General features: G+C 67.7%; 15 protein-coding genes and 1 pseudogene. 8 read left to right on the top strand and 8 right to left on the bottom strand.

Annotated features, from left to right (window positions below; genetic code table 11):
• Nucleotides 1–11 precede the first annotated feature (11 nt).
• A complete protein-coding gene (locus ACMYLB_RS09160) occupies nt 12–1742 on the bottom strand; it encodes a hypothetical protein (protein WP_415910621.1) in 1731 nt (576 codons plus the stop codon).
• 247 nt (nt 1743–1989) lie between these two features.
• Nucleotides 1990–3000, bottom strand: coding sequence for a porphobilinogen synthase (gene hemB / locus ACMYLB_RS09155; RefSeq protein ID WP_415910620.1), 1011 nt, complete (start codon nt 2998–3000; stop codon nt 1990–1992).
• A gap of 357 nt (nt 3001–3357) precedes the next feature.
• Here hemB and cysS point away from each other — a divergent pair, with 357 nt between their 5' ends.
• Complete coding sequence (cysS, locus tag ACMYLB_RS09150; RefSeq protein ID WP_415910619.1) at nt 3358–4773, top strand: cysteine--tRNA ligase; 1416 nt, start codon at nt 3358–3360, stop codon at nt 4771–4773.
• Nucleotides 4774–4904: 131 nt separating this feature from the next.
• Here the strand turns inward: cysS and ACMYLB_RS09145 are convergent, their stop codons facing one another.
• Nucleotides 4905–7517, bottom strand: a complete 2613-nt coding sequence (locus tag ACMYLB_RS09145; protein ID WP_415910618.1) for an HYR domain-containing protein — start codon at nt 7515–7517, stop codon at nt 4905–4907.
• Between the two features lie 511 nt (nt 7518–8028).
• Here ACMYLB_RS09145 and thrS point away from each other — a divergent pair.
• The 3 genes from thrS to ACMYLB_RS09130 are packed head-to-tail and all read left to right on the top strand — an operon-like array spanning nt 8029 to nt 10965.
• Nucleotides 8029–9972, top strand: a complete 1944-nt coding sequence (thrS, locus tag ACMYLB_RS09140) for a threonine--tRNA ligase (RefSeq protein ID WP_415910617.1) — start codon at nt 8029–8031, stop codon at nt 9970–9972.
• A gap of 37 nt (nt 9973–10009) precedes the next feature.
• Complete coding sequence (locus ACMYLB_RS09135; protein ID WP_415910616.1) at nt 10010–10459, top strand: GNAT family N-acetyltransferase; 450 nt, start codon at nt 10010–10012, stop codon at nt 10457–10459.
• 5 nt (nt 10460–10464) lie between these two features.
• Nucleotides 10465–10965, top strand: coding sequence for a tetratricopeptide repeat protein (locus ACMYLB_RS09130; RefSeq protein WP_415910615.1), 501 nt, complete (start codon nt 10465–10467; stop codon nt 10963–10965).
• Between the two features lie 115 nt (nt 10966–11080).
• On the opposite strand, the gene ACMYLB_RS09125 is transcribed toward ACMYLB_RS09130, so the two are convergent.
• From ACMYLB_RS09125 to ACMYLB_RS09110, 4 genes and pseudogenes are all read right to left on the bottom strand, one after another.
• Nucleotides 11081–12667, bottom strand: a complete 1587-nt coding sequence (locus ACMYLB_RS09125; RefSeq protein WP_415910614.1) for an aldehyde dehydrogenase (NADP(+)) — start codon at nt 12665–12667, stop codon at nt 11081–11083.
• Between the two features lie 83 nt (nt 12668–12750).
• The gene (locus ACMYLB_RS09120; protein ID WP_415910613.1) at nt 12751–13644 is read right to left on the bottom strand and encodes a dihydrodipicolinate synthase family protein; all 894 of its coding nucleotides are present in this window, start codon (nt 13642–13644) and stop codon (nt 12751–12753) included.
• Nucleotides 13645–13657: 13 nt separating this feature from the next.
• Entirely contained in the window at nt 13658–14920 is a 1263-nt protein-coding gene (locus tag ACMYLB_RS09115; RefSeq protein WP_415910612.1) for an NAD(P)/FAD-dependent oxidoreductase, read from the bottom strand.
• Nucleotides 14917–15857 (bottom strand): annotated as a pseudogene (locus ACMYLB_RS09110) (proline racemase family protein). Before ACMYLB_RS09110 ends, ACMYLB_RS09115 begins: the two are co-directional and overlap by 4 nt.
• Nucleotides 15858–15922: 65 nt before the next feature.
• On the opposite strand from ACMYLB_RS09110, the gene ACMYLB_RS09105 reads away from it, so the two are divergent.
• The 4 genes from ACMYLB_RS09105 to gatB all read left to right on the top strand — a co-directional run bounded on the left by ACMYLB_RS09105 (nt 15923) and on the right by gatB (nt 20003).
• The gene (locus ACMYLB_RS09105; RefSeq protein WP_415910611.1) at nt 15923–16660 is read left to right on the top strand and encodes a PAS domain-containing protein; all 738 of its coding nucleotides are present in this window, start codon (nt 15923–15925) and stop codon (nt 16658–16660) included.
• Nucleotides 16661–16718: 58 nt separating this feature from the next.
• A complete protein-coding gene (gatC, locus tag ACMYLB_RS09100; protein ID WP_415910610.1) occupies nt 16719–17009 on the top strand; it encodes an Asp-tRNA(Asn)/Glu-tRNA(Gln) amidotransferase subunit GatC in 291 nt (96 codons plus the stop codon).
• A gap of 5 nt (nt 17010–17014) precedes the next feature.
• Entirely contained in the window at nt 17015–18472 is a 1458-nt protein-coding gene (gatA, locus tag ACMYLB_RS09095; protein WP_415910609.1) for an Asp-tRNA(Asn)/Glu-tRNA(Gln) amidotransferase subunit GatA, read from the top strand.
• Nucleotides 18473–18554: 82 nt separating this feature from the next.
• Nucleotides 18555–20003, top strand: a complete 1449-nt coding sequence (gatB, locus tag ACMYLB_RS09090) for an Asp-tRNA(Asn)/Glu-tRNA(Gln) amidotransferase subunit GatB (protein ID WP_415910608.1) — start codon at nt 18555–18557, stop codon at nt 20001–20003.
• Between the two features lie 163 nt (nt 20004–20166).
• Here gatB and aspS read toward each other — a convergent pair whose 3' ends face one another.
• Nucleotides 20167–21945: an aspartate--tRNA ligase gene (aspS, locus tag ACMYLB_RS09085; protein ID WP_415910607.1), complete on the bottom strand. Its 1779-nt coding sequence runs from the start codon at nt 21943–21945 to the stop codon at nt 20167–20169.
• Nucleotides 21946–22022: the final 77 nt, after the last annotated feature.

The raw sequence follows: 22022 nt of genomic DNA, 5'->3' as shown, positions 1-22022 counted from the left end.
CCTTTTTTTGTTCACTTCGCGTTCGGAGCCGCCGGCAGCTTCGCCCGCAATTCCGCGAAGCGTTGCCGATCCTTCGGCTCTCGCGCGGCCCGCTCGCCCCACTCCGCGAGCGCCGCGGCTTGCGCCACCCGCCCGCCTTCGGCGCACAGCTGCGCGGTCCGATAAACCAACGCGAGCTGCCCGGGAAAACGGCGCACGCCCTGTTCGAGCAGCACCAGATCCGTCGCGGGCGGTTTCATTTCGGTTTCCCACCAAAGACTCGCCAGCAACTCGTAGGCACCGAGCAGCGGCGGCGGCATGCTCACGGCCTTCCGCAACCACGCGAGGATTTGCGCGCGCCGCGCCTCCTCCATCGGGCCAACCTGCTCGCTCAGACTCAGCCGCGTCAGTTCGAGATAGGCTCTCGCCCGCGTCGTCCCACCACTCACGGCCGCCTCGAGCAACTTTCGCCCGCGCTGTGCCCGCGCGCTCGATTCCGACTGCAATTCGAACAGCCCGAGCGACGCGAGCAGATCGCAGTCCGGCTGCTTGCGCACGTAGGGCGCGAGCAGTTCCAGGAAGGCCGCGTTACGGTTACCCGCGAGCAGCAACCCGTCACCCTTGATGCGTCCGATCTCCGCGGGCGTCGCCGCGCGCAAGGCAACTTCCGGTGGAGGCGCGAGGCGCGCGCCCTTTTGCGCGCGAAACTGAATGGAGCGATAGTCGGTGAACGCCGAGTAGCCCTGCACTTCCTCCTGCAGTTTCGCGATGCTCATGCCAAAGCACTCCCGCACGATCTCCTCCGTGCCCGGCCCACCTCTCACGCGATCGAGATAGCGGAACAGGGGTTTCTGATATTTCAGCCCACGTCCGTAGAGGCACATGTGGACGAACGCTTGTGCGAGCGTGCTCAGCTTCAGATCGCTCCGGAGCTGGCCTTCGCTCGCCGTCAACATCGCCGCCAGCGAAGGGAACGTGCCCAAGCGGCTGATCAACGGCGGCGGCACCATCGAAGTATCGCCGCTGCTGTCCATTGCCGGAGCCTTGGGCGTAAGCCGCTGACTGAAGTCGTCGTCGCCTCGCCCGAGCACGCCGAACTCGATCCACTTGTCCGTGTAATCGATGCCGGCGAACAAGCTCGCCACCCCTTCCACCAACCACGGCGGGCTCGGCGCATCGAAGCGGCTCATCAGGTAGCGCACGTAGCGATCGTAGAATTGCCGGTAGGGATCCGTCTGGCCTCGGCCGTCGTGACCGAGATTCAGCACGATACAGGCCTGCTCTTCATTGGCGAACAGCTGGCTCGAGACACCACCCGGACCGAATTTGGCACGGAGAGGATCGTCGGGATCAAACTCCTCGAACTCGAACACGTCGATGTCGCCCACCAATTTTCCCGCTGGCCGCAAAAAGGGCCGCGCCGCCTTGCCGCCCGAAGTCAAAATCAGCGTGGTCGGCAGCGGCGGACCGGCGCGGCGCAACACCGGCCACGTGATGTCGATCACCTGCTGCATCAATTGAAAATCCCGCAGGAAGCGCTGCGTCGCGCGATCGGACGCGTTGCTCAGCACCTCGAATCCCGGAATCCGCGCATAGCGCCACGACTCTGGCGCTGGCAACTCGAGCGGATTCGTAACGGTGTATTTCGGCAGCTCGTAGACCGTGGAGTCGACCGGCGTCGGCGTCTCAGCAGCGAACGCGATCGCCGCGACGCTGCCGGCGAGCATCGATGCCGCTCGCCGCGAAACAGAATGCGCCTTCATGGGGTAGCGGCCGAAACCTACGCCGCCCCGCCAACGCCTCAAGTCACCCGCCGTCCCTCAAAGGAGGGATGCGCCCGCTTCGCGAAGCACACTACCGACCCTTCCCACCCTAACCACCGCCTTCATTCCCCGAGGTGGTCGCCGCTGTCCCAGCGGCGACAAGGCCGCGCCCCGCCGCCGCCACGCACAAAAAAGGGCGCCGGTCGGGAGACCGGCGCCCACCTGAAATGCACCGCTCGCGGCTCGCTCAGCCTTTGTAGGCCTTTGCGATATCCTTCGCGAAATACGTCAGAATCATGTCCGCGCCCGCGCGCTTGATCGCGAGCAGCGACTCGTGCCGCGTGCGCACGAGATCGAGCCAGCCGAGACGCGCTGCGGCGTGGATCTGCGAATACTCGCCCGAGACCTGATACGCCGCGACCGGCGTGCGGGTGGCGTTGCGCACCTCGCGGATGATGTCGAGGTAGGCGCCGGCGGGCTTGACCATCACGACATCCGCGCCCTCGGCCACGTCGAGCTGCATCTCGCGGATGGCCTCGCGGCGGTTGGCGGGATTCATCTGGTAAGTCGCCTTGCTGAGCAGCCGCGTGCCCGCGGCCTGCGCGCTGCCGACAGCGTCGCGGAACGGCCCGTAGTAGGCCGAATTGTATTTCACCGAATAGGCCATGATCGCCGTGTCGGTGTAGCCCGCGGCGTCGAGCGCCTTCCGGATCGCGCCGACGCGGCCGTCCATCATGTCCGACGGCGCGACGAAATCCACGCCGGCCTCGGCCTGCATGACGGCCATCTGCGCGAGGATCGCGACGGTGCGGTCGTTGTCGACGTTGTCCTTCTCGGCGTTGAGCACGCCGTCGTGGCCGTGGCTCGTGTAGGGATCGAGCGCAACGTCGGTGATGATCGACAGCTCCGGCACCGCCTGCTTCACCGCGCGGACGGCGCGGAGGATGAGCGTCTGCGGGTTGAGCGCCTCGGTGCCGTTCTCGTCCTTCAGCTTCGGATCGAGCTTCGGGAACAGCGCGACGGCCGGCACGCCGAGGGCGAAAATCTCCTGGCACTCCTTGACCAGGTCGGCGATGGCCAGGCGGAAGACGCCGGGCATCGACCCGATCTCCTCGGGCGCGGGGGAGCCGTCGACCACGAAGAGCGGGGCAATCAGGTCGGCGGGGCGCAGAACGGTTTCCTCGACCATCGCGCGGCGGCTGGCGAAACGGCGCAGGCGACGCGGACGGTGCGTGAGCACGAGTTTTTCGTTTGGCATGGAGCGGAGACGGTAGCCGCTCCCCCGCGGTCCGGCTATGGAAATCTTGCCCTTCGCGCCGCGGATTTTGCGCCGTGCCGGCGAGAACCAAAACAGAGCTTGAACTCGCGCCGCATCACAGCGTTCCTAGGCGTCGCCCATGCGTCCCGCCCTCCCGTTCGGCCCGATCCAGACGTCGCCCACGACGTGTTGCCGAACTATGCCCGGCGGTTGCTGAAGCCGGCTCGCGCCCGTGTCGCCCGGAATACCGGGCCCGCCCGCCTGCTCTCACCGCCTCCCGTCGCACCCGCGCGTGTCACCCGCCACGTCGCGTTTGCCATCCCGCCGGTTTTCCGTTTCCAACTTCCGTTCCGCGTCATGCCCATCCGCCTCTACGATTCCCTCACCCGCACCCCCCGCGAGCTTCACCCCGGGGAAAAGGACGGCGTCTTCCGCTTCTACAACTGCGGCCCGACGGTCTACGCGCCCGCGCACATCGGCAATTTCCGCACCTTCGTCGTCAACGACGTCCTCCGCCGCCTCCTCGAGCTCGAGTTCGGCCCGGCCAAGGTGAAGCACGTCCGCAACCTCACCGATGTCGACGACCGCACCATCGGCCAGGCCAAGAAGGAGCAGCGCCCGCTCGGCGACATCACCCGGCACTGGACCAAGCTCTTCCACGAGGACTGCGCCGCCCTCAACCTGCTCCCGCCGCACGCCGAGCCGACCGCCACCGGCTACATCAAGGAGCAGGTGGACATGATCGAGGTGCTCATGGACAAGGGCCACGCCTACCGCGCCGCCGACGGCTCGGTCTACTTCAAGCTCGATTCCTTCCCCGGCTACGGCCGCCTCTCGCGCATCAAGGAGCGCGAGCTCAAGGTCACCAACACGGTCGCCGACGCCGACCACAAGGACTCCGTCTCCGACTTCGCGCTGTGGAAGGCCTACAAGCCCGAGGAGGACGGCCTCGTCTCGTGGGCCGGCCCGCGCGGCGCCGCCGCCGGACGCCCCGGCTGGCACATCGAGTGCAGCGCGATGAGCAAATCGATCCTCGGCGACACCATCGACCTGCACACCGGCGGCGTCGATCTGCTCTTCCCGCACCACGAAAACGAGATCGCCCAGAGCGAATGCTGCAACGGCACGCCCTTCGCCCGCCACTGGTATCACAGCGAGCACCTGCTCGTGAACGGCACCACGATGTCCAAGTCCAAGGGCAACTACTACACCGTGCGCGACCTCCTCGCCAAGGGCCACTCGCCCCTCGCGATCCGCTACGCCCTCCTCTCCGGCCATCCGCGCAAGCAGCTCAACTTCACCCTCGAGTCGCTCCACGCCGCCGAGAGCGCACTGAAGAAGCTCCAGGTCATCTGCACCGTCTTCCACGACCCGAAATACCGCGTCGCCGGCAACGGCGCGCCCAGCCGCCTCGTGGAGGTCCTCGACCTGCTCCGCGACGACCTCAACACGCCCGGCGCCCTCGGGGCGCTGTTCAAGCTCGGCCACGAAATCATGACCGGCGTGGGCGGCGGGCCGACCGATGCCGACGTCGCCACGCTCGACCAGATCCTCGGCGTCCTCGGCTTCGAGGCCACCAAGCTCAACACCCTCGCCGCCGCGCCCAAGGCCGAGGCTCCCGACGCGATCAAGGCCCTCGCCGACAAACGCTGGGCCGCGAAGGCCGCCAAGGACTTCGCCGCCGCCGACGCGCTCCGCCAGGAGCTAACCGCCGCCGGCTGGTCCATGCTCGACCGCAAGGACGGCTACTCGCTCGAGCCGCTGAAGAAATAGCCGACGGATGCGCAGCTAAAAACTGGCTCCTGCTGCGGAGCGGCGCTGCCATTTGTCTCGGCTTCCATGCCGTGGCAACGAAACGAGCCCGCCGGATTCGGCGGGCTCGGTCCATCGGAAGTGTCTGAGGATTATTTGCCGCCCTGGCTCTTAGGCACCGAGACGGTGCAGGCGGAAGTGCTGACATTGCCGCCCGCATCTCGTGCCTCGACCAGGATCGTGTAGACGCGACCGCTGCCCTTGCCGCTGCGCTCTGCGCGCAGGTTGACGGTGAGGTCACCCGTAATCTGGCTGTCGCCCGCCAGATCGCCGTCGCCGAGGCCGTTATCTGGCTCGCTGCTGGAAACGCCGATGATCCGGATCCCAGCGATGCCGACTGCATCGCTCGCATCCACCGCGAGGGTAATGGACTCCATCCGATGGTTGGGCGACCAGAGCACCGACTGCGAAGGGACGACTCTCGCAATACTCGGTGCCGTCGTGTCGACCACGTTGACCGTGAAGCTACCGCTGCTCGTGTTGCCAGCGGCATCCTTGGCCGTGACGGTAACGGTCGTGAGGCCGAGTGGGAACGTGCCGCCGCTGGGCGCGCTGTAAACCAGCGAGGTCACGCCGACCGCGTCCGTGGCGGAAGCGGCCGGATAAGTAACGATCGCACCGGAGGCGCTGGTCGCCTCAACCGTGAGATTTCCTGGCAGGGTCAGGGCCGGTGCCGTCGTGTCGACCACGTTGACCGTGAAGCTACCGCTGCTCGTGTTGCCGGCGGCATCCTTGGCGGTGACGGCAACGGTCGTGAGGCCGAGCAGAAATGTCGTGCCGGTGGCTTTGCTGTAGGTGATCGAGGTCACGCCCACGGCGTCCGTCGCAGTCGCAGCCGGATAGTTGACGATCGCGCCCATGGGACTATTCGCCTCGACCGTGAGGTCTCCCGACACGCTCAGGGCGGGCGGGGTGGTGTCACCCACGGTGACGGTGAAGCTGCCGCTGCTGGTATTGCCGGCCGCATCGCTGGCGGAGACGATGACTGAGGTCACGCCAAGCGGGAAAGTGCTGCCGCTGGCTTTGCTGTAGCCGAGTGATGTGACTCCGACATTATCGGTGGCGGAAGCCGCCGGATAGTTCACGATCGCACCCGCCGTGCTGGTCGCCTCAACCGCGATATTGCCAGGCACGGTCAAGTTCGGCGCCGTCGTGTCCCGGCCGACCGGGATCAAGCGAACATAATCCAGATACAAGCGGAAGCCGGAGCTCGAAGCGTTCTTCGCTCTCGAGCGGAACTTGAAGTCCTTGACGCCGGCCTTCGTGAAGGAAAGCGGCACACTGAGTTTGGAGCTGCTCAGGGCGGGAGTCGCTGAGTAGGTGTCAATCTGATCTCCTGTCGCGACGCCGGCAACGAACACACGGATGATGCCCGCATCGGTGCCGGTCCGGTAGCCCAACTCCATTTCGTAAGTGCCCGCCACCGGCACCTGCAAAGCGTAATGTATCTCATCGTTGGCGGCGTTCGCATCGAATCTCACCAGATACCCGCCACTCGCTCCGCTTTGGGCGGTCGCCACAAACGGGTCATTCGTGGGGGAGTCGCCGTCGGCCTGTTCAAATTCATACCGGTCTTGGTAGGTTGCGTAGGAGCGCCCGAGGATGTCGCGGAAGTAGGCATTGATTTGGGGCAAGGTGCCGTCCGGCCGGATCAACCAATTACCCAGCAATTGGCTGTTCGTGGCCTCCTGACCGGGGGCCAGAGTCACGCCGTTCTTCAGCACGTTGTCGTAGATCGCCCAGAAGATGACGTAGTGCACACCCCATTTGAACGCCTGCTCGATCTGGCGGCCTGCGACCTGTCGCTGGAGCGGATCGCTCGCGAGACTGTTTTCCTTCGCCCCGAACTCTCCGAAATAGAGATTTTTTCGGCCGAAGAGCAGCGAGTCGGGACAATACGAATCCATGTAATCCAGCATGGCGTAGATGCTGTCCTCCCGCCCGTCGTTCTGGCCCGTGAGGTAGTTCGAGATCGAATACAGATCCATGTTCGTGTTCGGGATCACGGTGTTGATGATCAGGTGCGGCTGGGTCGTCTGCATGAACGGTGGCGGCAGAAAATTGAACTCTGCGGCTCCGTAGACCTTGCTCGTGCTCGTCAGGACTGCCGTGCGCGCATCATCGATCGCCAGTTGGCGGACGTTGAGCCAGTCCGCCATCCCTCGCTCTGCCGTGGCGACATCCGGAGGGCTGCCAAACGCATTGTCTCCCTCCCAGTTTTGGATGATGAAAGTCTTGTTGCTGTAAGTGCTCAACAAGTGCACCGCCAAGGCGCGGATCTCACTGTAGGAGTTCTGCAACTCGGCATCACTCATGCCATCCTTCCAGTAAATCGATGGGCCAAACTCCGTCGCATCGATCACGTAGGTAGTCAAAGATGGGCGGCTGAAGAACTCCCGGAAGTGCCGAGTTTGCGCCAGCTCGACCAGCGATCCCACCGTGGGCCAGTTGGAATTCCACGGGAACTGATTGGCATAGTTCCCCCCCATGAAAACCTTCACCACGCGGCCACCCATTTCCTCAATGCGCAGCGCCCCTTCGTTGAGATAGTTTTCGCCCGTCAGCCAGTATTTGCCGCCCGTGTGCGCGATGCCCACGCGATCGCTGACCAACTCCTCAGCACCACGTCCAGCTGAGAAGAGAACCGACCAAACAAAGAGGATGCGTAAGGCGATGCGGCCACGTCCGATAAGGCGTTGGTCCAACAAACGATAGAATGGATTTAAGGGCATTATTTGGATGGGGTTACAACAATTCCTACCTGCAAAACCACACGGCACGATCACCGATCGTTGAAGTCGAGTCAATCAAATTGACCTTATCTCTGATCATATGTTCTCTTTTTTGCCATACGCTGGTAATGAATTGCCTCTTGGTCGCCGTCATTTGATTCCTGAATGCCAAGTGATCCCGCTGGTCATCAGTGATTCGATTTCATAATTTTTGTCTTATAAATACTCATATTTTCCTCGGCCCTATTGCGAAGGCGAACTGGAGGAAACGACGACGAGCCCTCGTCGAAAACGGCATGAGATGAGTGAGATTTGCCTCTCCGGCGCCATCGAGGGGCAGACCCACGCATCGCCCGACTTTGCTTGATGCTCTAGGCTGCTCCCTCGGGGCCTGCACGACCTCCAGATTGACACCGGGCGAAGTCACCCGCCACTCTGCCCCTTCGGCCCTGCAATCGTAGGCAGGACCAAACCCACATACACTATGTCGATGACACCGCTCGAAGAAATCCGCCACTCGGCCTCACACGTGCTGGCGACCGCGATCCTCCGTCTGTTCCCGGACGCCAAGCTCGATATCGGCCCGCCGACCGACACCGGCTTCTATTACGATATCGATCTCGACCACAAACTCACGACGGAGGACCTCGCGCGGCTCGAGGAGGAGATGAAGAAGATCATCGACGAGAACCAATCCTTCCAGCGCAAGGAGGTCTCCCGCGAGGAAGCCGAGCAGATCATCCGCTCGCGCGGCCAGGAGCGCTACAAGCTCGGCCGCCTCGCCGACATCCCCGAGGGCGAGAAGATCTCCTTCTACCAGAACGGCGAGTTCGTCGACCTCTGCGCCGGCACCCACGTCCGCTACACGAAACAGATCAAGGCCTTCAAGCTGCTCTCCATCGCCGGCGCCTACCACCGCGGCGACGAGCGCAACAAGCAACTCCAGCGCATCTACGGCACCGCCTTCGCCGCAAAGGACGAGCTCGCCGCCTACCTCACGCAGATGGAGCAGGCCAAGCTCCGCGACCACCGCAAGCTCGGCAAGGACCTCAAGCTTTTCCACATCGACGAGGATGTCGGTCAGGGCCTCATCCTCTGGACGCCCGCCGGCTCGATCGTTCGCCAGGAGCTCCAGTCGTTCATCTCGACCGAGCTCCGCCGCCAGGGCTACGCGCAGGTCTTCACGCCGCACATCGGCCGCCTCGCGCTCTACAAGACCTCCGGCCACTTCCCCTACTACAAGGACTCGCAGTTCCCGCCCATCGTCGAACGCGACTTCCTCGACCAGCTCGTGAAGTCCGGCTGCTCCTGCGCCGAGATGGCCAACCGCATCGAGGCCGTCTCCCAGAAGTTCGCCGAATCGATCAACGAGCGCACCGGCAAGGAAACCATCACGCCGGACCGCGTCCTCCCCGACGACCAGCTCATCGACGGCTTCCTCCTGAAGCCGATGAACTGCCCGCACCACATCAAGATCTTCGGCTCGCAGCCGCGCAGCTACCGCGATCTGCCCGTGCGCCTCGCCGAGTTCGGCACCGTTTACCGCTGGGAACAGTCCGGCGAGCTCAACGGCATGACCCGCGTCCGCGGCTTCACCCAGGACGACGCCCACCTCTTCTGCACGCCCGACCAGGTCGCGCAGGAGGTCCTCGGCTGCCTCTCGCTCGTGAAGACCGTGCTCACCACGCTCGGCATGTCCGACTACCGCGTGCGCGTCGGCCTGCGCGATCCCGACGGCAAGAAGTTCGCCGGCGACCCCGAGAAGTGGGACCTCGCCGAGAACGCCTGCCGCGAAGCCGCCAAGACCCTCGGCGTCCCCTTCACCGAGGAGCCGGGCGAGGCCGCCTTCTACGGCCCAAAGATCGACTTCGTCGTCCGCGACGTCATCGGCCGCGAGTGGCAGCTCGGCACCGTGCAAGTCGACTACGTGCTCCCCGTGCGTTTCGGCCTCAGCTACATCGGCGCCGACAACCAGGCGCACACGCCCGTGATGATCCACCGCGCGCCCTTCGGCTCGATGGAGCGCTTCTGCGGCGTGCTCATCGAGCACTTCGCCGGCGACTTCCCGCTCTGGCTCGCGCCCGAGCAGGTCCGCATCGTCCCGATCTCCGACAAGGTCCTCGACTTCGCCAAGTCCACGCTCGCCGAGCTTCAGGCGGCCGACCTCCGCGTCACGCTCGACACCCACTCCGACAAGCTCGGCGCCAAGATCCGTCGCGCCGAGTTGGAAAAAGTGCCCTACGTGCTCGTCCTCGGCCAGAAGGAGGCCGAAGCGCTCAGCGCCTCCGTGCGCAGCCGTGCCAAGGGCGACGAAGGCGTGCACAAGATCGCCGACCTCGTCGCGCGCTTCAAAACCGAGATCGCCACCCGCGCGCTCCCGGAGAAGAAGGCGCCCGCCGCTCCCGCTGCGACCGCACCGAAGCCCTAAACCGGCAGGGGCGGTTGCCCTCAACCGCCCTTTCCCCATGCCCCTCGAAATCCGCCAGGCCACCTCCGCCGATATCCCGGTGTTGGTGGACCTGATGGCGGACTTCTACGCCGAGGCGGCCTTCGCGCTCGATCGCGAGTGGGCCGCGCGCAGCTTCACGGCGCTGTTCGCCGATCCGGCGCGCAACGCCGCGTGGATCGCGTGGCTCGGCGGCAAACCCGTCGGCCACGCCGTCCTCTGCGCCCGCCACAGCATGGAATTCGGCGGCCTCGACGGCTCGATCGACGATCTCTACGTCCGCCCGAGCGCCCGCCGTCGCGGCATCGGCCGCGCCTTGCTCGCGCGCCTGGTCGCCCACGCCCGCGCCCAAGGCGTCCTCGCCCTCCACGTCGAAGTCGCCCCCGCCAACGCCGCCGCCCAGGCCCTCTACGCCGCGCTCGGCCTGCGCCCCACCCCCGACCGCCACCTCCTCGTCACCCGCCTTTGACTCGCATGGAAACCCCGACTGATCTCCCCGCCTGGAAGGAAGAACTCGACGCCATCGTCGGCGCCCGCGCCCACGGGCAGTTCAACCAGCTGCTGCCGCGCCTGCAGGACCTCGACGCGCGCCACCCGAACGTCGGCGAGATCGCCTACCAGATCGCGTGGACCTGCGACACCCTCGGCCGGCACGAGCAGGCGCTGCCCGCCTACGAAAAGGCCGTCGCCCTCGGCCTGCCGCCCAACGAGCTCTCCAACGCCTACGTCGGCCTCGGCTCGACGCTGCGCGCGCTCGGGCGCTTCGACCGCTCGGCCGAGGTGCTGCGCGCCGCCAAGCTCCAGTTTCCCGACAACCGCGAGCTCGACGTCTTCCTCGCCCTCACGCTCCACGCCGCGGGGCAGCACGCCGCCGCGCTTCAGCTCGCGCTCGAGACGTTGATCGACACGACCGAGGACCCCGGCCTCACCGCCTACGGCCGCGCCATCCGGCACGCCGCCGCGAAGCTCAGCTGAGCGAAACCGCCCGCGCCACGGTGCGGTAGGGGCCGTTGCCCCCAACGGTCCTTTCGGCGCGCAATCGCGCGCGCAGACGGCTGGGAGGCCAAGCGCCCCTGTCCTCTGTCCGACCCTAGATCGCCCCGCTCGCCCACTCGCCGTTCACCAGCCGACGCAACCCGAGCGGGTTGGCGTTCTGCAGCTCCGGGGGCAGCAGCTCGTCCGCGAAGCCCTGGTAGCACACCAGCCGCGCCCAGCGCTCGAGCGCGCGCGTGCCGACCGATGTGCTGCGACCGCCGTCGCTCGTCGCCGGATACGGACCGGCGTGCACGATGGCGGGGCTGACCTCGAGGCCGGTCGGATAACCGTTGAGGATCACGCGGCCGGCCTTGGCGGCGAGCACCTCGACCAATTCGCCCAGCTCGCGCGCCTCGCCAGCCGCGGCGTGCAGCGACGCGGTCAGCGAGCCCTCGAGGGATCGCGCCACGGCGAGCAGCTCGCCGCGATCCCGGCACCACACGACGAGCGAGCTCGGCCCGAAGATCTCCTCGGAGAGCGTGGGGTTGCCGGCGAAGAACTTCGCGTCGGTTTCAAACCACACCGGCGCAGCCGAGCAGACCGACGAGGCGTTGCCGCGCGCGATCACGCGCACGCCCGGCTGCGTCGCTCGCGCGGTCGTGCCGGCGACGAACGCGTTCTTGATGCCCGGCGTGAGCATCATGCCCTCGAGCGTGGCGGACAGCCGCGCCGCCAGCTCCTGCACGAACTGCTCCGCCTCCGGCGTGCGCAGCAGCACGATCAGGCCGGGATTGGTGCAGAATTGCCCGACGCCCGCCAGCGACGACGTGTAGAGCCCCTCGACCAGCGCCGCGCGGCGCTCCGCGATCGCGCCGGGGAGCAGGAAGACCGGGTTGATGCTGCCCATCTCCGCGTAGACCGGGATCGGCTCCGGGCGCGCCGCCGCGAGGTCCGCCAGCGCCCGCCCGCCCTTCAGCGAGCCGGTGAAGCCCAGCGCCTTCACCGCGGGGTGCCGCACCAGCGCCTGCCCGACCGCGAAGCCCGCGTCGAACAGCAGCGAGAACGTCCCCTCCGGCAGCCCGCAATCGCGCACCGCGTGCCCGATCAACCGGCCGACCAGCTCGCCCGTGCCCGGATGCGCCGGATGCGCCTTCACGATCACGGGGCAACCCGCCGCGAAGGCCGACGCCGTGTCGCCTCCGGCCACCGAGTAGGCGAACGGGAAATTGCTCGAGCCGAACACCACCACCGGCCCGATCGCGCGCCGCATCGAGCGGTGATCGGGCTTCGGCAGCGGCTGGCGCTGCGGCTGCGCCGTCTCGATGCGCGCGTCGAGCCAGTCGCCGCGCTCCGCCGCCTCGCCGTAGAGCCGCAATTGCCCCGCCGTGCGCGCCACCTCGCCCTTGAGACGCGCCTCGGGCAGCCCGGTCTCGAGCATCGCGCGCGCGACCAGGTCCGCGCTCTTCGCCTCGAGACTGTCGGCGATGCGCCGGAGAAACTCGTGGCGCTTTCTCCCGGGCAGGCGCGCCAGCGCCGGCGCCGCCTCCGCGGCCAGCTGCACGGCGCGCTCGACGTCCGCCGCCTCCGCCGACGCGAAGCCCGGCTCGATCTGCGCGCCCGTCGCCGGATTGAACGCCTTGAACACGGTCCCGCCGGGACCACTCGAGCCGAAGCCGATCAGGTTGCCGCCGTCTGGTTTCATGGGGTGGGAAAGATGGCCGGATTCCGGCGAAAGACACGCCAAAGTTCCGGCCGCGTCAGTCTCTCAGTCACGCCGGCGCCCGGTCACAACCGCGGCCGATCCTTCCGGGCCTTCGCCAGCACCGCGCGCGCATGGTCGAGATCGGCTCCGGCCAGCTCCAGCCGCGGCGGCCGCACGTGCGGCGTGCCGCGCCCGACCTCGGCCTGCACCCATTTGATCAGCTGCACGAACTTCGGCACCGTATCGAGCTTCAGCAGCGGCAGGAACCACGTGTAGAGCGCCAGCGCGCGGGTCTTGTCGCCGCGCGCCGCGAAGTCGAACAGCGCCACGCTCTCCTCGGGAAACGCGTTCACCAGGCCCGCGATCCAGCCCACCGCGCCGGCGTAGACGCCCTCGACGATCGCGTCGTCCATGCCGACGAGGATGTCGAGCCGCGAGCCGCACGCCGCGCGGATCGCCGTCACGCGCCGGACGTCGCCGCTCGATTCCTTCACCGCGCGCAGGTTCGGGTGCGCGGCGGCCAGCTCCGCGATCTGCTCGGGCAGGAAGTCGGTTTTGTAGGCCGGCGGGTTGTTGTAGAGCATGCACGAGAGCGGCGTCGCCGCGATGATCGCGCCGACGTGCGCCTTCATCTCGCGCCAGTCGCTCGAGTAAACGTAGGGCGGCAGCACCATCAGGCCCTTCGCCCCGGCGGCCTGCGCCGCCTGCGCCATCGCGACCGCCTCCGCCGTCGTCAGGGAGGCGATGCCGAGCGCGATCGGTGCGCGGTCGCCGACGGCCGCCACCGCGGTGCGGACGACGGCGATCTTCTCGTCGAAGCTCAGCGTCTGCGCCTCGCCGAGCGAACCGCCGCAGACGATCCCCGTGCAACCGCTGTCGATCATCCAGCGGCAGTGCGCCGCGAGCGCGGCGTGGTCGACCGCGAGGTCGGCCTTCAGATTGGTCGTGATGGCGGGGATGACACCTTTCCAGTTCATGCGGGGAGGGAAATCAGGCGAAGCGATCCGGGCTGGTGAGCGACAAGTCCACACTCGGCTTCTTGCCCGCGAGCAACTCGCTCACGACGTGGCCGGTGATCGGCGCGAGCGTGACGCCGAGCATAGCGTGGCCGCAGGCCGCGGTGAGGTTGGCCTGCCGCGCGAAGCGCCCGATGTAGGGCATGCCGTCGGGCGAGACCGGGCGGTAGCCGAACCACGGCTGGATGCCGTCGAAGTCCGTCGGGCTCATGTCCGGAAAATAGACCTGCGCCGCCGCCTTGATCTGCGCGATGCGCTCGGGGCGCACGCGGTCGACGTGGCCGGCGATCTCCATCGTGCCGCCGAAGCGCAGCGTCTGGCCCATCGGGGTCACCGCCACGCGGCGTTCGGAAAGGATCATCGGCTTCTTCAGCTGGAAACGTGGCCGCTCGATCGCCAGCGAGTAGCCCTTGCCCGCCTGCATCGGCAGGCGCAGGCCGAGGCCCCGGATCGTCTCCGGCGCCCACGAGCCGGTCGCGAGCACGTATTCGTCCGCGGTGAGCTCGCCGGCGCTGGTCGAGACGCCGGTGACGCGCCCGCCTTCGCTGCGCCAGCCGTAGACGCTCGTCGCCCAGTGGAATTTCACGCCCTGCTGCTTGAGCAGCGCCACGAGCGCGGGGATGAACTTCCGCGGCGAGATGTGGGCGTCGATCGGGAAATAGACCGCGCCCGCGATGTCCATCCGCGCGCCCGGTTCGAGGGCCGCGACCTGCGCCGGCGTGAGGATCTTCGCCTCGACGCCGACGGAGTTGGCCAGCGCCGCGAGGCCCTTCTCGTAGGCGGCGAGCTTTTCGGGCGTCTTGCAGAGATTGAACAGGCCCTGGGCCTCGAACTCGAAGCTGTTGCCCGTCTGCGCGGCGAGTTCGACGAAGAGCTTGCGGCTCTCGAGGCAGTGCTGCGCGAGCACCGGCGCGGCGCGCAGGCGGTGCTCCGGCGTGCAGCTCTTCGCGAAGAGCCAGCCCCAGCGCATCAGCTCGGGATCGAGGCGCGGCTTGATGTAGAACGGGCTGCGCGAGCTCGTCATCCACTTCAGGCCCTGCCACACCATGCCCGGCGCGGAGATCGGCTCCACGTGGCTCGGCGAGACGTAGCCGGCACTGCCCTGCGCGCAGGAGTCGGCACCCTCCGGATTGCGCTCGATGACCGTGACGTCGAAGCCGTCCCGGGCGAGATAGTGCGCGGTGCAGAGGCCGACGATGCCGCCGCCGCAAACGATGACGCTGCGCGAAGTGCTCATGGTGTCCGGATACCCCAGCGGAACGGATCGGCCGGGTCGAGCAGCAACACGCCCTCGCCGCACACGTGCGCCGTGCCCGTGATCGTCGGCAGGACCTGGTCGCCGGCGCGCCGGTAGCGGCCGCGGAAAATGCTGCCGACGATGCTCTCCTGCACCCACGCGGCGCCCTCCGCGAGCTTCCCGTCCGCCGCGAGGCAGGCGAGCTTGGCGCTCGTGCCCGTGCCGCAGGGCGAGCGGTCGTAGGCGCCGCCGGGGCAGAGCACGAAGTTCCGGCTGTCCACGCCCGCCGTCGGCGACGGCGCGAACAACTCGACGTGGTCCACCGCGGGAAAACCCTGCGCGTTCACCGCCGCGCGCACGCGCGCAGTGTAGTCGGTCAGCGCCGCGACATTCGCCAGCTCGAGGCGCTGCCCGTGCGCCTCGACGAGGAAAACCAGTTGCCGCCCCACGCCACGTCGCCGCGCACGCGGCCGATGCCCGGCACGTCGACGACCACGCCCGCGGCCTGGCGGTAGCTCGGCACGTTGTCGACCGACACGCTGCCGTCCGCGTGCAGGGTCGCCGCCACCACGCCGACCGGCGTGTCGATACGCACGACGCCGGGCTGCACGCGACCGAGGTGCGCGAGCGAAACGACCAATCCGATCGTGCCGTGACCGCACATGCCGAGCGGACCGACGTTGTTGAAGAAGATCACGCCCACGTCGCAGTCCGGCACGTGCGGCTCGACCAGCAGCGCGCCCACGACCACGTCCGAGCCGCGCGGCTCGTTGACGATCGCCGAGCGGTAGCGGTCGAACTCCGCGCGAAACCGCGCCACGCGCTCCGCCAGCGGCCCGCGGCCAAGCTCGGGCCCGCCCTCGAGCACGAGACGCGTCGGCTCCCCGCCCGTGTGCGAATCGAGGATGCGGATGCGCTGCGAGGCCGGCGTGGACATGGGGGAAGTCTACCAGCCGAGTCTTGTATCAAAACCGCGCCTGGCCACGCTGTTTTCGTCCAAGTATGCCCGCCGCCCCCGCCCGTCCGCTCGCCCAGCTCGCCGCTCCGCTCGTCGCCGGGGAGCTCTTCGATCTCGTGCCGGACGCGGTGTTTTTCGTGAAGGACCGCCACGGCCGCTACACCGCCGTCAACCAGACGCTGGTCGAGCGTTGCGGTCGCCGCAGCAAGGCCGACCTGCTCGGCCGCACCGTCGCCGACGTGTTTCCCGCCGACCTCGCCGCCCGCTACGCCGAGCAGGACGCCGCCGTCCTCACCCGCGGCGCCGCGGTGGTCAACAAGCTCGAACTGCACCTCTATCCCACCCGCAAGCCCGGCTGGTGCCTGACGACCAAGCTGCCCGTGCGCGACGCCGCCGGCCGCATCGCCGGGCTGGCGGGCCTTTCGCGCGACCTCCACGTCGGCGGCGACTCCGGCGCCGTGCCCGCCCCGCTCGTCGCCACCGTCGAATACCTCCAGGCGCACTTCGCCGACGCGCTCACCCCGGCCGCGCTCGCCGCCCGCGCGGCCCTGCCGCCGGCCAAGTTCACCCGCCTCACCAAACGCCTGCTCGGGCTCACGCCCGGCCAGCTCATCCTGCAAACCCGCCTCCAGGCCGCCGCGCAGCGCCTGCGCGACTCCGACGACGCCGTGGCGCACATCGCGCACGCCTGCGGCTTCTACGACCACAGCGCGTTCACGCGGCACTTCAAGGCCGCCACCGGCCTCGCCCCGCTCGCCTATCGGCAGAGCGTCCGGGCATGACAGGTTTGCCGGTTGCCAGCCGTCGCCCCGCTCTCGCACCCTCGCCGCTCCTTTTCCCATGTCCGCCCCGCAGGACTTCAACGTCGACTACCTCGCGCAACTCGCCCGCCTCGCCCTCACGCCGGAGGAGAAGGCCCGGTTCGCTGCGCAGCTCGGCGACGTGCTCCACCACATCGAGCAGCTCGCCCAGGTCGACGTCAGCGGCGTCGAACCGACCGCGCACGCCTTCCCGGTCGAGAACGTCTGGGATGCCGACGTGCCGCGCCCGGGCCTGAGCGTCGCCGACGCCCTGCGCAACGCGCCCGCGCAGCGCGAGTCCATGATCAGCGTGCCCAAGGTCGTGGAGTGACACCGATGGCCGCCCTCCATTTCCAGACCATCGCCGAACTGTCGGCCCGCCTCGAGCGCCGCGAGCTCTCCGCCGTCGAGCTGATGCAGGCGCTCATCGCCCGCACCCAGGCCGTCGAGCCGCGCGTGCACGCGTTCAACTCCCGCGACGAGGCCGACGCACTCGCGCAGGCCGCCGCCTCCGACGCGCGCCGCGCCGCCGGACAGGCCCGCGGGCCGCTCGACGGCATCCCGATCGGCCTGAAGGACGTCATCGCCGTGCGCGACCAGCCGCTCACGGCCTCGAGCCAGATGCTGCAGAATTTCGTCTCGCCCTACGACGCCACCGTCACGCGCCGGCTGAAGGACGCCGGCGCCGTGCTCTGGGGCCGGCTCAGCTGCGACGAGTTCGCCATGGGCTCGTCGAACGAGAACTCCGCCTTCGGTCCCGTCGCCAATCCCTGGGACCTCGCCCGCGTGCCCGGCGGTTCCTCCGGCGGCAGCGCCGCGGCGCTCGCGGCCGGCGAGGCGATCGCCACGCTCGGTTCCGACACCGGCGGCTCCATCCGCCAGCCCGCCGCGCTCTGCGGCCTCGTCGGCCTCAAGCCCACCTACGGCCTCGTTTCGCGCTACGGCCTCGTCGCCTACGCCTCGTCGCTCGACCAGATCGGCCCGTTCGGCCGCACGACGGAGGACGTCGCGCTCGTGCTGCGCGCCATCGCCGGCCACGATCCGCTCGACTCGACCTCGTTCAAGGCCGAGGTGCCCGACTACCGCACCGCGCTCGCCGGTCCCGCGCCGCGCCGCCTCGGCCTTCCCAAGGAGTATTTCGGCGCCGGCCTCGATCCGGAGATCGGCGCCGCGGTGGAAGCCGCGGTGAAGTTCTACCGCGACCGCGGCTGCGAGGTGAAGGAAGTCTCGCTGCCGCACACGCGCTACTGCCTCGACGCCTACTACGTCATCGCCACGGCGGAGGCGTCGTCGAACCTCGCGCGCTTCGACGGCGTGCGCTACGGCCACCGCTCGAAGGCGGCGACCGACGCCATCGATCTTTACGCGAAGTCGCGCGCCGAGGGTTTCGGCGCGGAGGTGAAGCGCCGCATCATCCTCGGCACCTACGTGCTCTCGAGTGGCTACTACGACGCCTATTACCTGCGGGCGCAGAAGGTCCGCACGCTCATCCGCCGCGATTTTCTCCAGGCTTTCCAGGAGGTCGACGCGCTGCTCACGCCCACGTCGCCGGTGCCGGCGTTCAAGCGCGGCGAGAAGGCGGACCCGCTGGCGATGTATCTCCTCGATGTCTACACGATCGGCGTGAACCTCGCCGGCCTGCCCGCCGCGAGCGTGCCCTGCGGCTTCACCCGTGCCGGCCTGCCGGTCGGCCTGCAGCTCATCGGCCAGCCGTTCAAGGAAGCCGACCTCCTCACCCTCGCGCACACCTACGAGCAGGCGCACGACTGGAGCCGCAAAACCCCGAACCTTTGATGGCCCACGAACACACGGAATACACGGAACCGCAGGAGTCTTTCTTCTGTGTGTTCCGTGTATTCCGTGGGCCTAGATATTCATGAGCGATTTCGAAGCAGTCATCGGCCTCGAGGTGCACGTCCAGATCAAGACGGCATCGAAGATGTTCACGCGCGTCGCCACCGGCTACGGCGAGCCGCCGAACACGCTCACCGATCCCACCATCCTCGCGCTGCCCGGTGCGCTGCCGGTGCTGAACCAGGCCGCGCTCGACGCCATCATCAAGACCGGCCTGATGCTCGACTGCGAGGTCGCGTCCGTCACGCGCTGGGACCGGAAGAATTATTTCTATCCCGACAGCCCGAAGAACTACCAGCTCTCGCAATACGACCAGCCCGTCTGCCGCCACGGCGCCGTCGAAATCGAGCTGCCCGGCGCCTCGCTCGCCGTGATGGGCGAACACAAGCAAATCGCCCTGACGCGCATCCACCTCGAGGAGGACGTCGGCAAGCTCTCCCACGAGGCCAACGACTCGCTCATCGACTACAACCGCGCCGGCACGCCGCTGATGGAGATTGTCACCGAGCCGGTCATCCGCTCCGCCGACGAGGCGTTCGCGTTCCTCACCTCGCTGCGCCAGTCGCTGCTCTACGCCGGCATCTCCGACTGCGACATGGAGAAGGGCCAGATGCGCTGCGACGCCAACATCTCCATCCGGCGGGTCGGCGAGACCAAGCTCGGCACCAAGGTCGAGCTGAAGAACCTCAACTCGATTTCCTACGTCCGCGACGGCATCGTCACCGAGATCAAGCGCCAGATCAACGTCGTCACCAGCGGCGGCACGATCGTGCAGGAGACGCGCCTATACGACGGCGAGACCGGCCGCAGCGCCTCGATGCGCTCGAAGGAAATGGCGCACGACTACCGCTACTTCCCGGACCCGGACCTGATGCCCGTCCGCATCGACGCCGCGTGGAAGGCCCGCCTCGCCGCCGAGCTGCCCGAGCGGCCGTTCGCGAAGCAGGCGCGCTTCCTCGAGCAGTTCGGCCTGCCCTACTCCGCCGCGTCCGTGCTCGTCCGCGACCGCGCGCTGGCCGACTTCTTCGAGGCGACCGTGCAACTCGGCGCCAAGCCGACCGCCGCCGCCAACTGGATCACCAACGACCTGCTGCGCGATCTCGCCGCGGCGCACCTCGCGCTCGCCGACTGCAAGATCACCGCCGCGCACCTCGCCGGCCTCGTCGCGCTCGTCGAGCAGGGCGCCGTGTCGAGCAGCCAGGCGAAGGAAATCTTCGCCGCCATGTTCCAGACCGGCGACCAGGCCGCCGCCATCGCCGACCGCAAGGGCCTGCGCCAATCCTCCGACACCGGTCAGCTCGAGGGCTGGTGCGCGACCGCGATCGCCAACGATCCCAAGTCCGCCGAACAGGTCCGCGCCGGGAACGCCAAGGCCATCAATGCCTTGAAAGGCGCGGTGATGAAGCTCTCGGCCGGCAAGGCCAATCCGAAGCTCGTCGACGAGATTTTGAGGAAACAGCTCGGGGCGTAACCCCGGGTCTTCGACCCGGATTATGCAGCGGCACGTCGGTGGGCACACAGGCTCGCCCCTCGATTGCGCCTCGTCCCCGCTGCATGCCTGCTCCGTGTCGTTTGTGGCGAAAACAAAAGCCCGCCGGGCGGCGGGCCTAGAGATCAGCATCGCATGATCGTCTTTACTTTGCCTCGTCGACCACGCGGATGTGGAGGTCGCGGAGCTGCTTCTCGGTCACCGGCGTCGGGCTCTGGTTCATCAGGTCCTGCGCCTTCTGCGTCTTGGGGAAGGCGATGACGTCGCGGATCGAGTTGGTGCCGCAGAGCAGCGCGCACATGCGGTCGAGGCCGAAGGCGATGCCGCCGTGCGGGGGCGCGCCATACTTGAAGGCCTTGAGCATGTAGCCGAAGCGGCTCTCGACCACGTCGGCCGGGATCTTGAGCACGTCGGTGAAGACCTTCTCCTGCAGCGCCGGCTGGTGGATGCGGATCGAGCCGCCGCCGAGCTCCATGCCGTTCAGCACCACGTCGTAGTGCTGGCCGCGCACGGCCTTCGGGTCGCTGTCGAGCAGGTGCGCGTCCTCCGGCACCGGCGCGGTGAACGGGTGGTGCGTGGCCGCGTAGCCGCCGCGCTCCTCGTCGTAGCTCATCAGCGGGAAATCGACGACCCAGAGGAAATTCCACTGGTCGGGGCGCAGCGTGAGCTTGCCGCGCTTCACGAGCAGTTGCGCGGCGTCGAGGCGCACGCGGCCGAGGATGGCGCACGCGCGTTCCCACGGGGCGGCGGCGAAGCAGATCAGGTCACCGTCCTGGATGTTCAGGCGCGCGGTGAGGTCGGCCTTCTCGGCCTCGGTGAAGAATTTCACGATCGGCGACTTCCATTCGCCCTTCTCGACCTTGATGTAGGCGAGGCCCTTCGCGCCCATCGCCTTCGCGGATTCCTCGAGCGAGGTGATCTCGCCCTGCGTGGCGTCGGCGAGGCCCTTGGCGTTGACCGCCTTGATCGAGCCGCCGGAGGCCGCGGTGGACTGGAAGACCTTGAAGCCGGAATTGCGGAAGGTGTCGGTGAAGTCGACGAGCTCGAGGCCGAAGCGGGTGTCGGGCTTGTCGACGCCGTAGCGGTTCATCGCGTCCTTGTAGGCCATGCGCGGGAACGGCGTGGGCAGGTCGTGGTTGAGCACGTCCTTCCAGACCTTCTTCAGCATGCCTTCGAAGAGCGCGTAGATGCCTTCGCGGTCGATGAACGAGACCTCGACGTCGATCTGGGTGAACTCCATCTGGCGGTCGGCGCGGAGGTCCTCGTCGCGGAAGCAGCGGGCGATCTGGAAATACTTCTCCACGCCCGCGACCATGAGGATCTGCTTGAACTGCTGCGGCGACTGGGAGAGCGCGTAGAATTGGCCGGCGTGGATGCGCGACGGCACGAGGTATTCGCGCGCGCCTTCGGGTGTGCTTTTGAACAGTGCGGGCGTCTCGACCTCGTAGAAGCCCTGGTAGTCGAAGTAATCGCGCACGGCCTTGGTCGCCTTGTGGCGCACGGCGAGGTTGCGGCGCATCTTCGGGCGGCGCAGGTCGAGGTAGCGGTAGGTCAGGCGCAGGTCCTCGTTGACCTTGTCGCCGCCGGCGTCGTCGAGCGGGAACGGCGGGGTCTCGGAGATGTTGTGAATCTCGAGCTCGGTCGCATCGACCTCGATCTCGCCGGTCGGGAGCGCCTTGTTCACCATGTCGGTCGGGCGGAGCTCGACCTTGCCCGTGATGCCGATGACGGACTCGTCCTTGAGCTTGGCGGCCTGCTCGCGCAGCGCGCTGTCGAACTTCACCTGCGTGATGCCCTGGCGGTCGCGGAGGTCGACGAAGATGATGCCGCCGTGGTCGCGGACGGAATCAACCCAGCCGGCGAGCGACACGGTCGCGTGGAGGTCGGCCTTGGTCAGTTGGGCGCAATGGTGGGTGCGTTTCATGGGAACGAGGGGTCAACCAAACGGCCCGCCCGCCGGAGGGGCAAACAGAAATTCCTCCCCTATGACAGAGCCCCGGC

This window comes from Oleiharenicola sp. Vm1 (genome assembly GCF_047777955.1).
GTDB lineage: Bacteria > Verrucomicrobiota > Verrucomicrobiia > Opitutales > Opitutaceae > Didemnitutus.
Note: the sequence above shows the minus strand (reverse complement) of the source record. Positions and strands in the feature narration are given on the sequence as shown.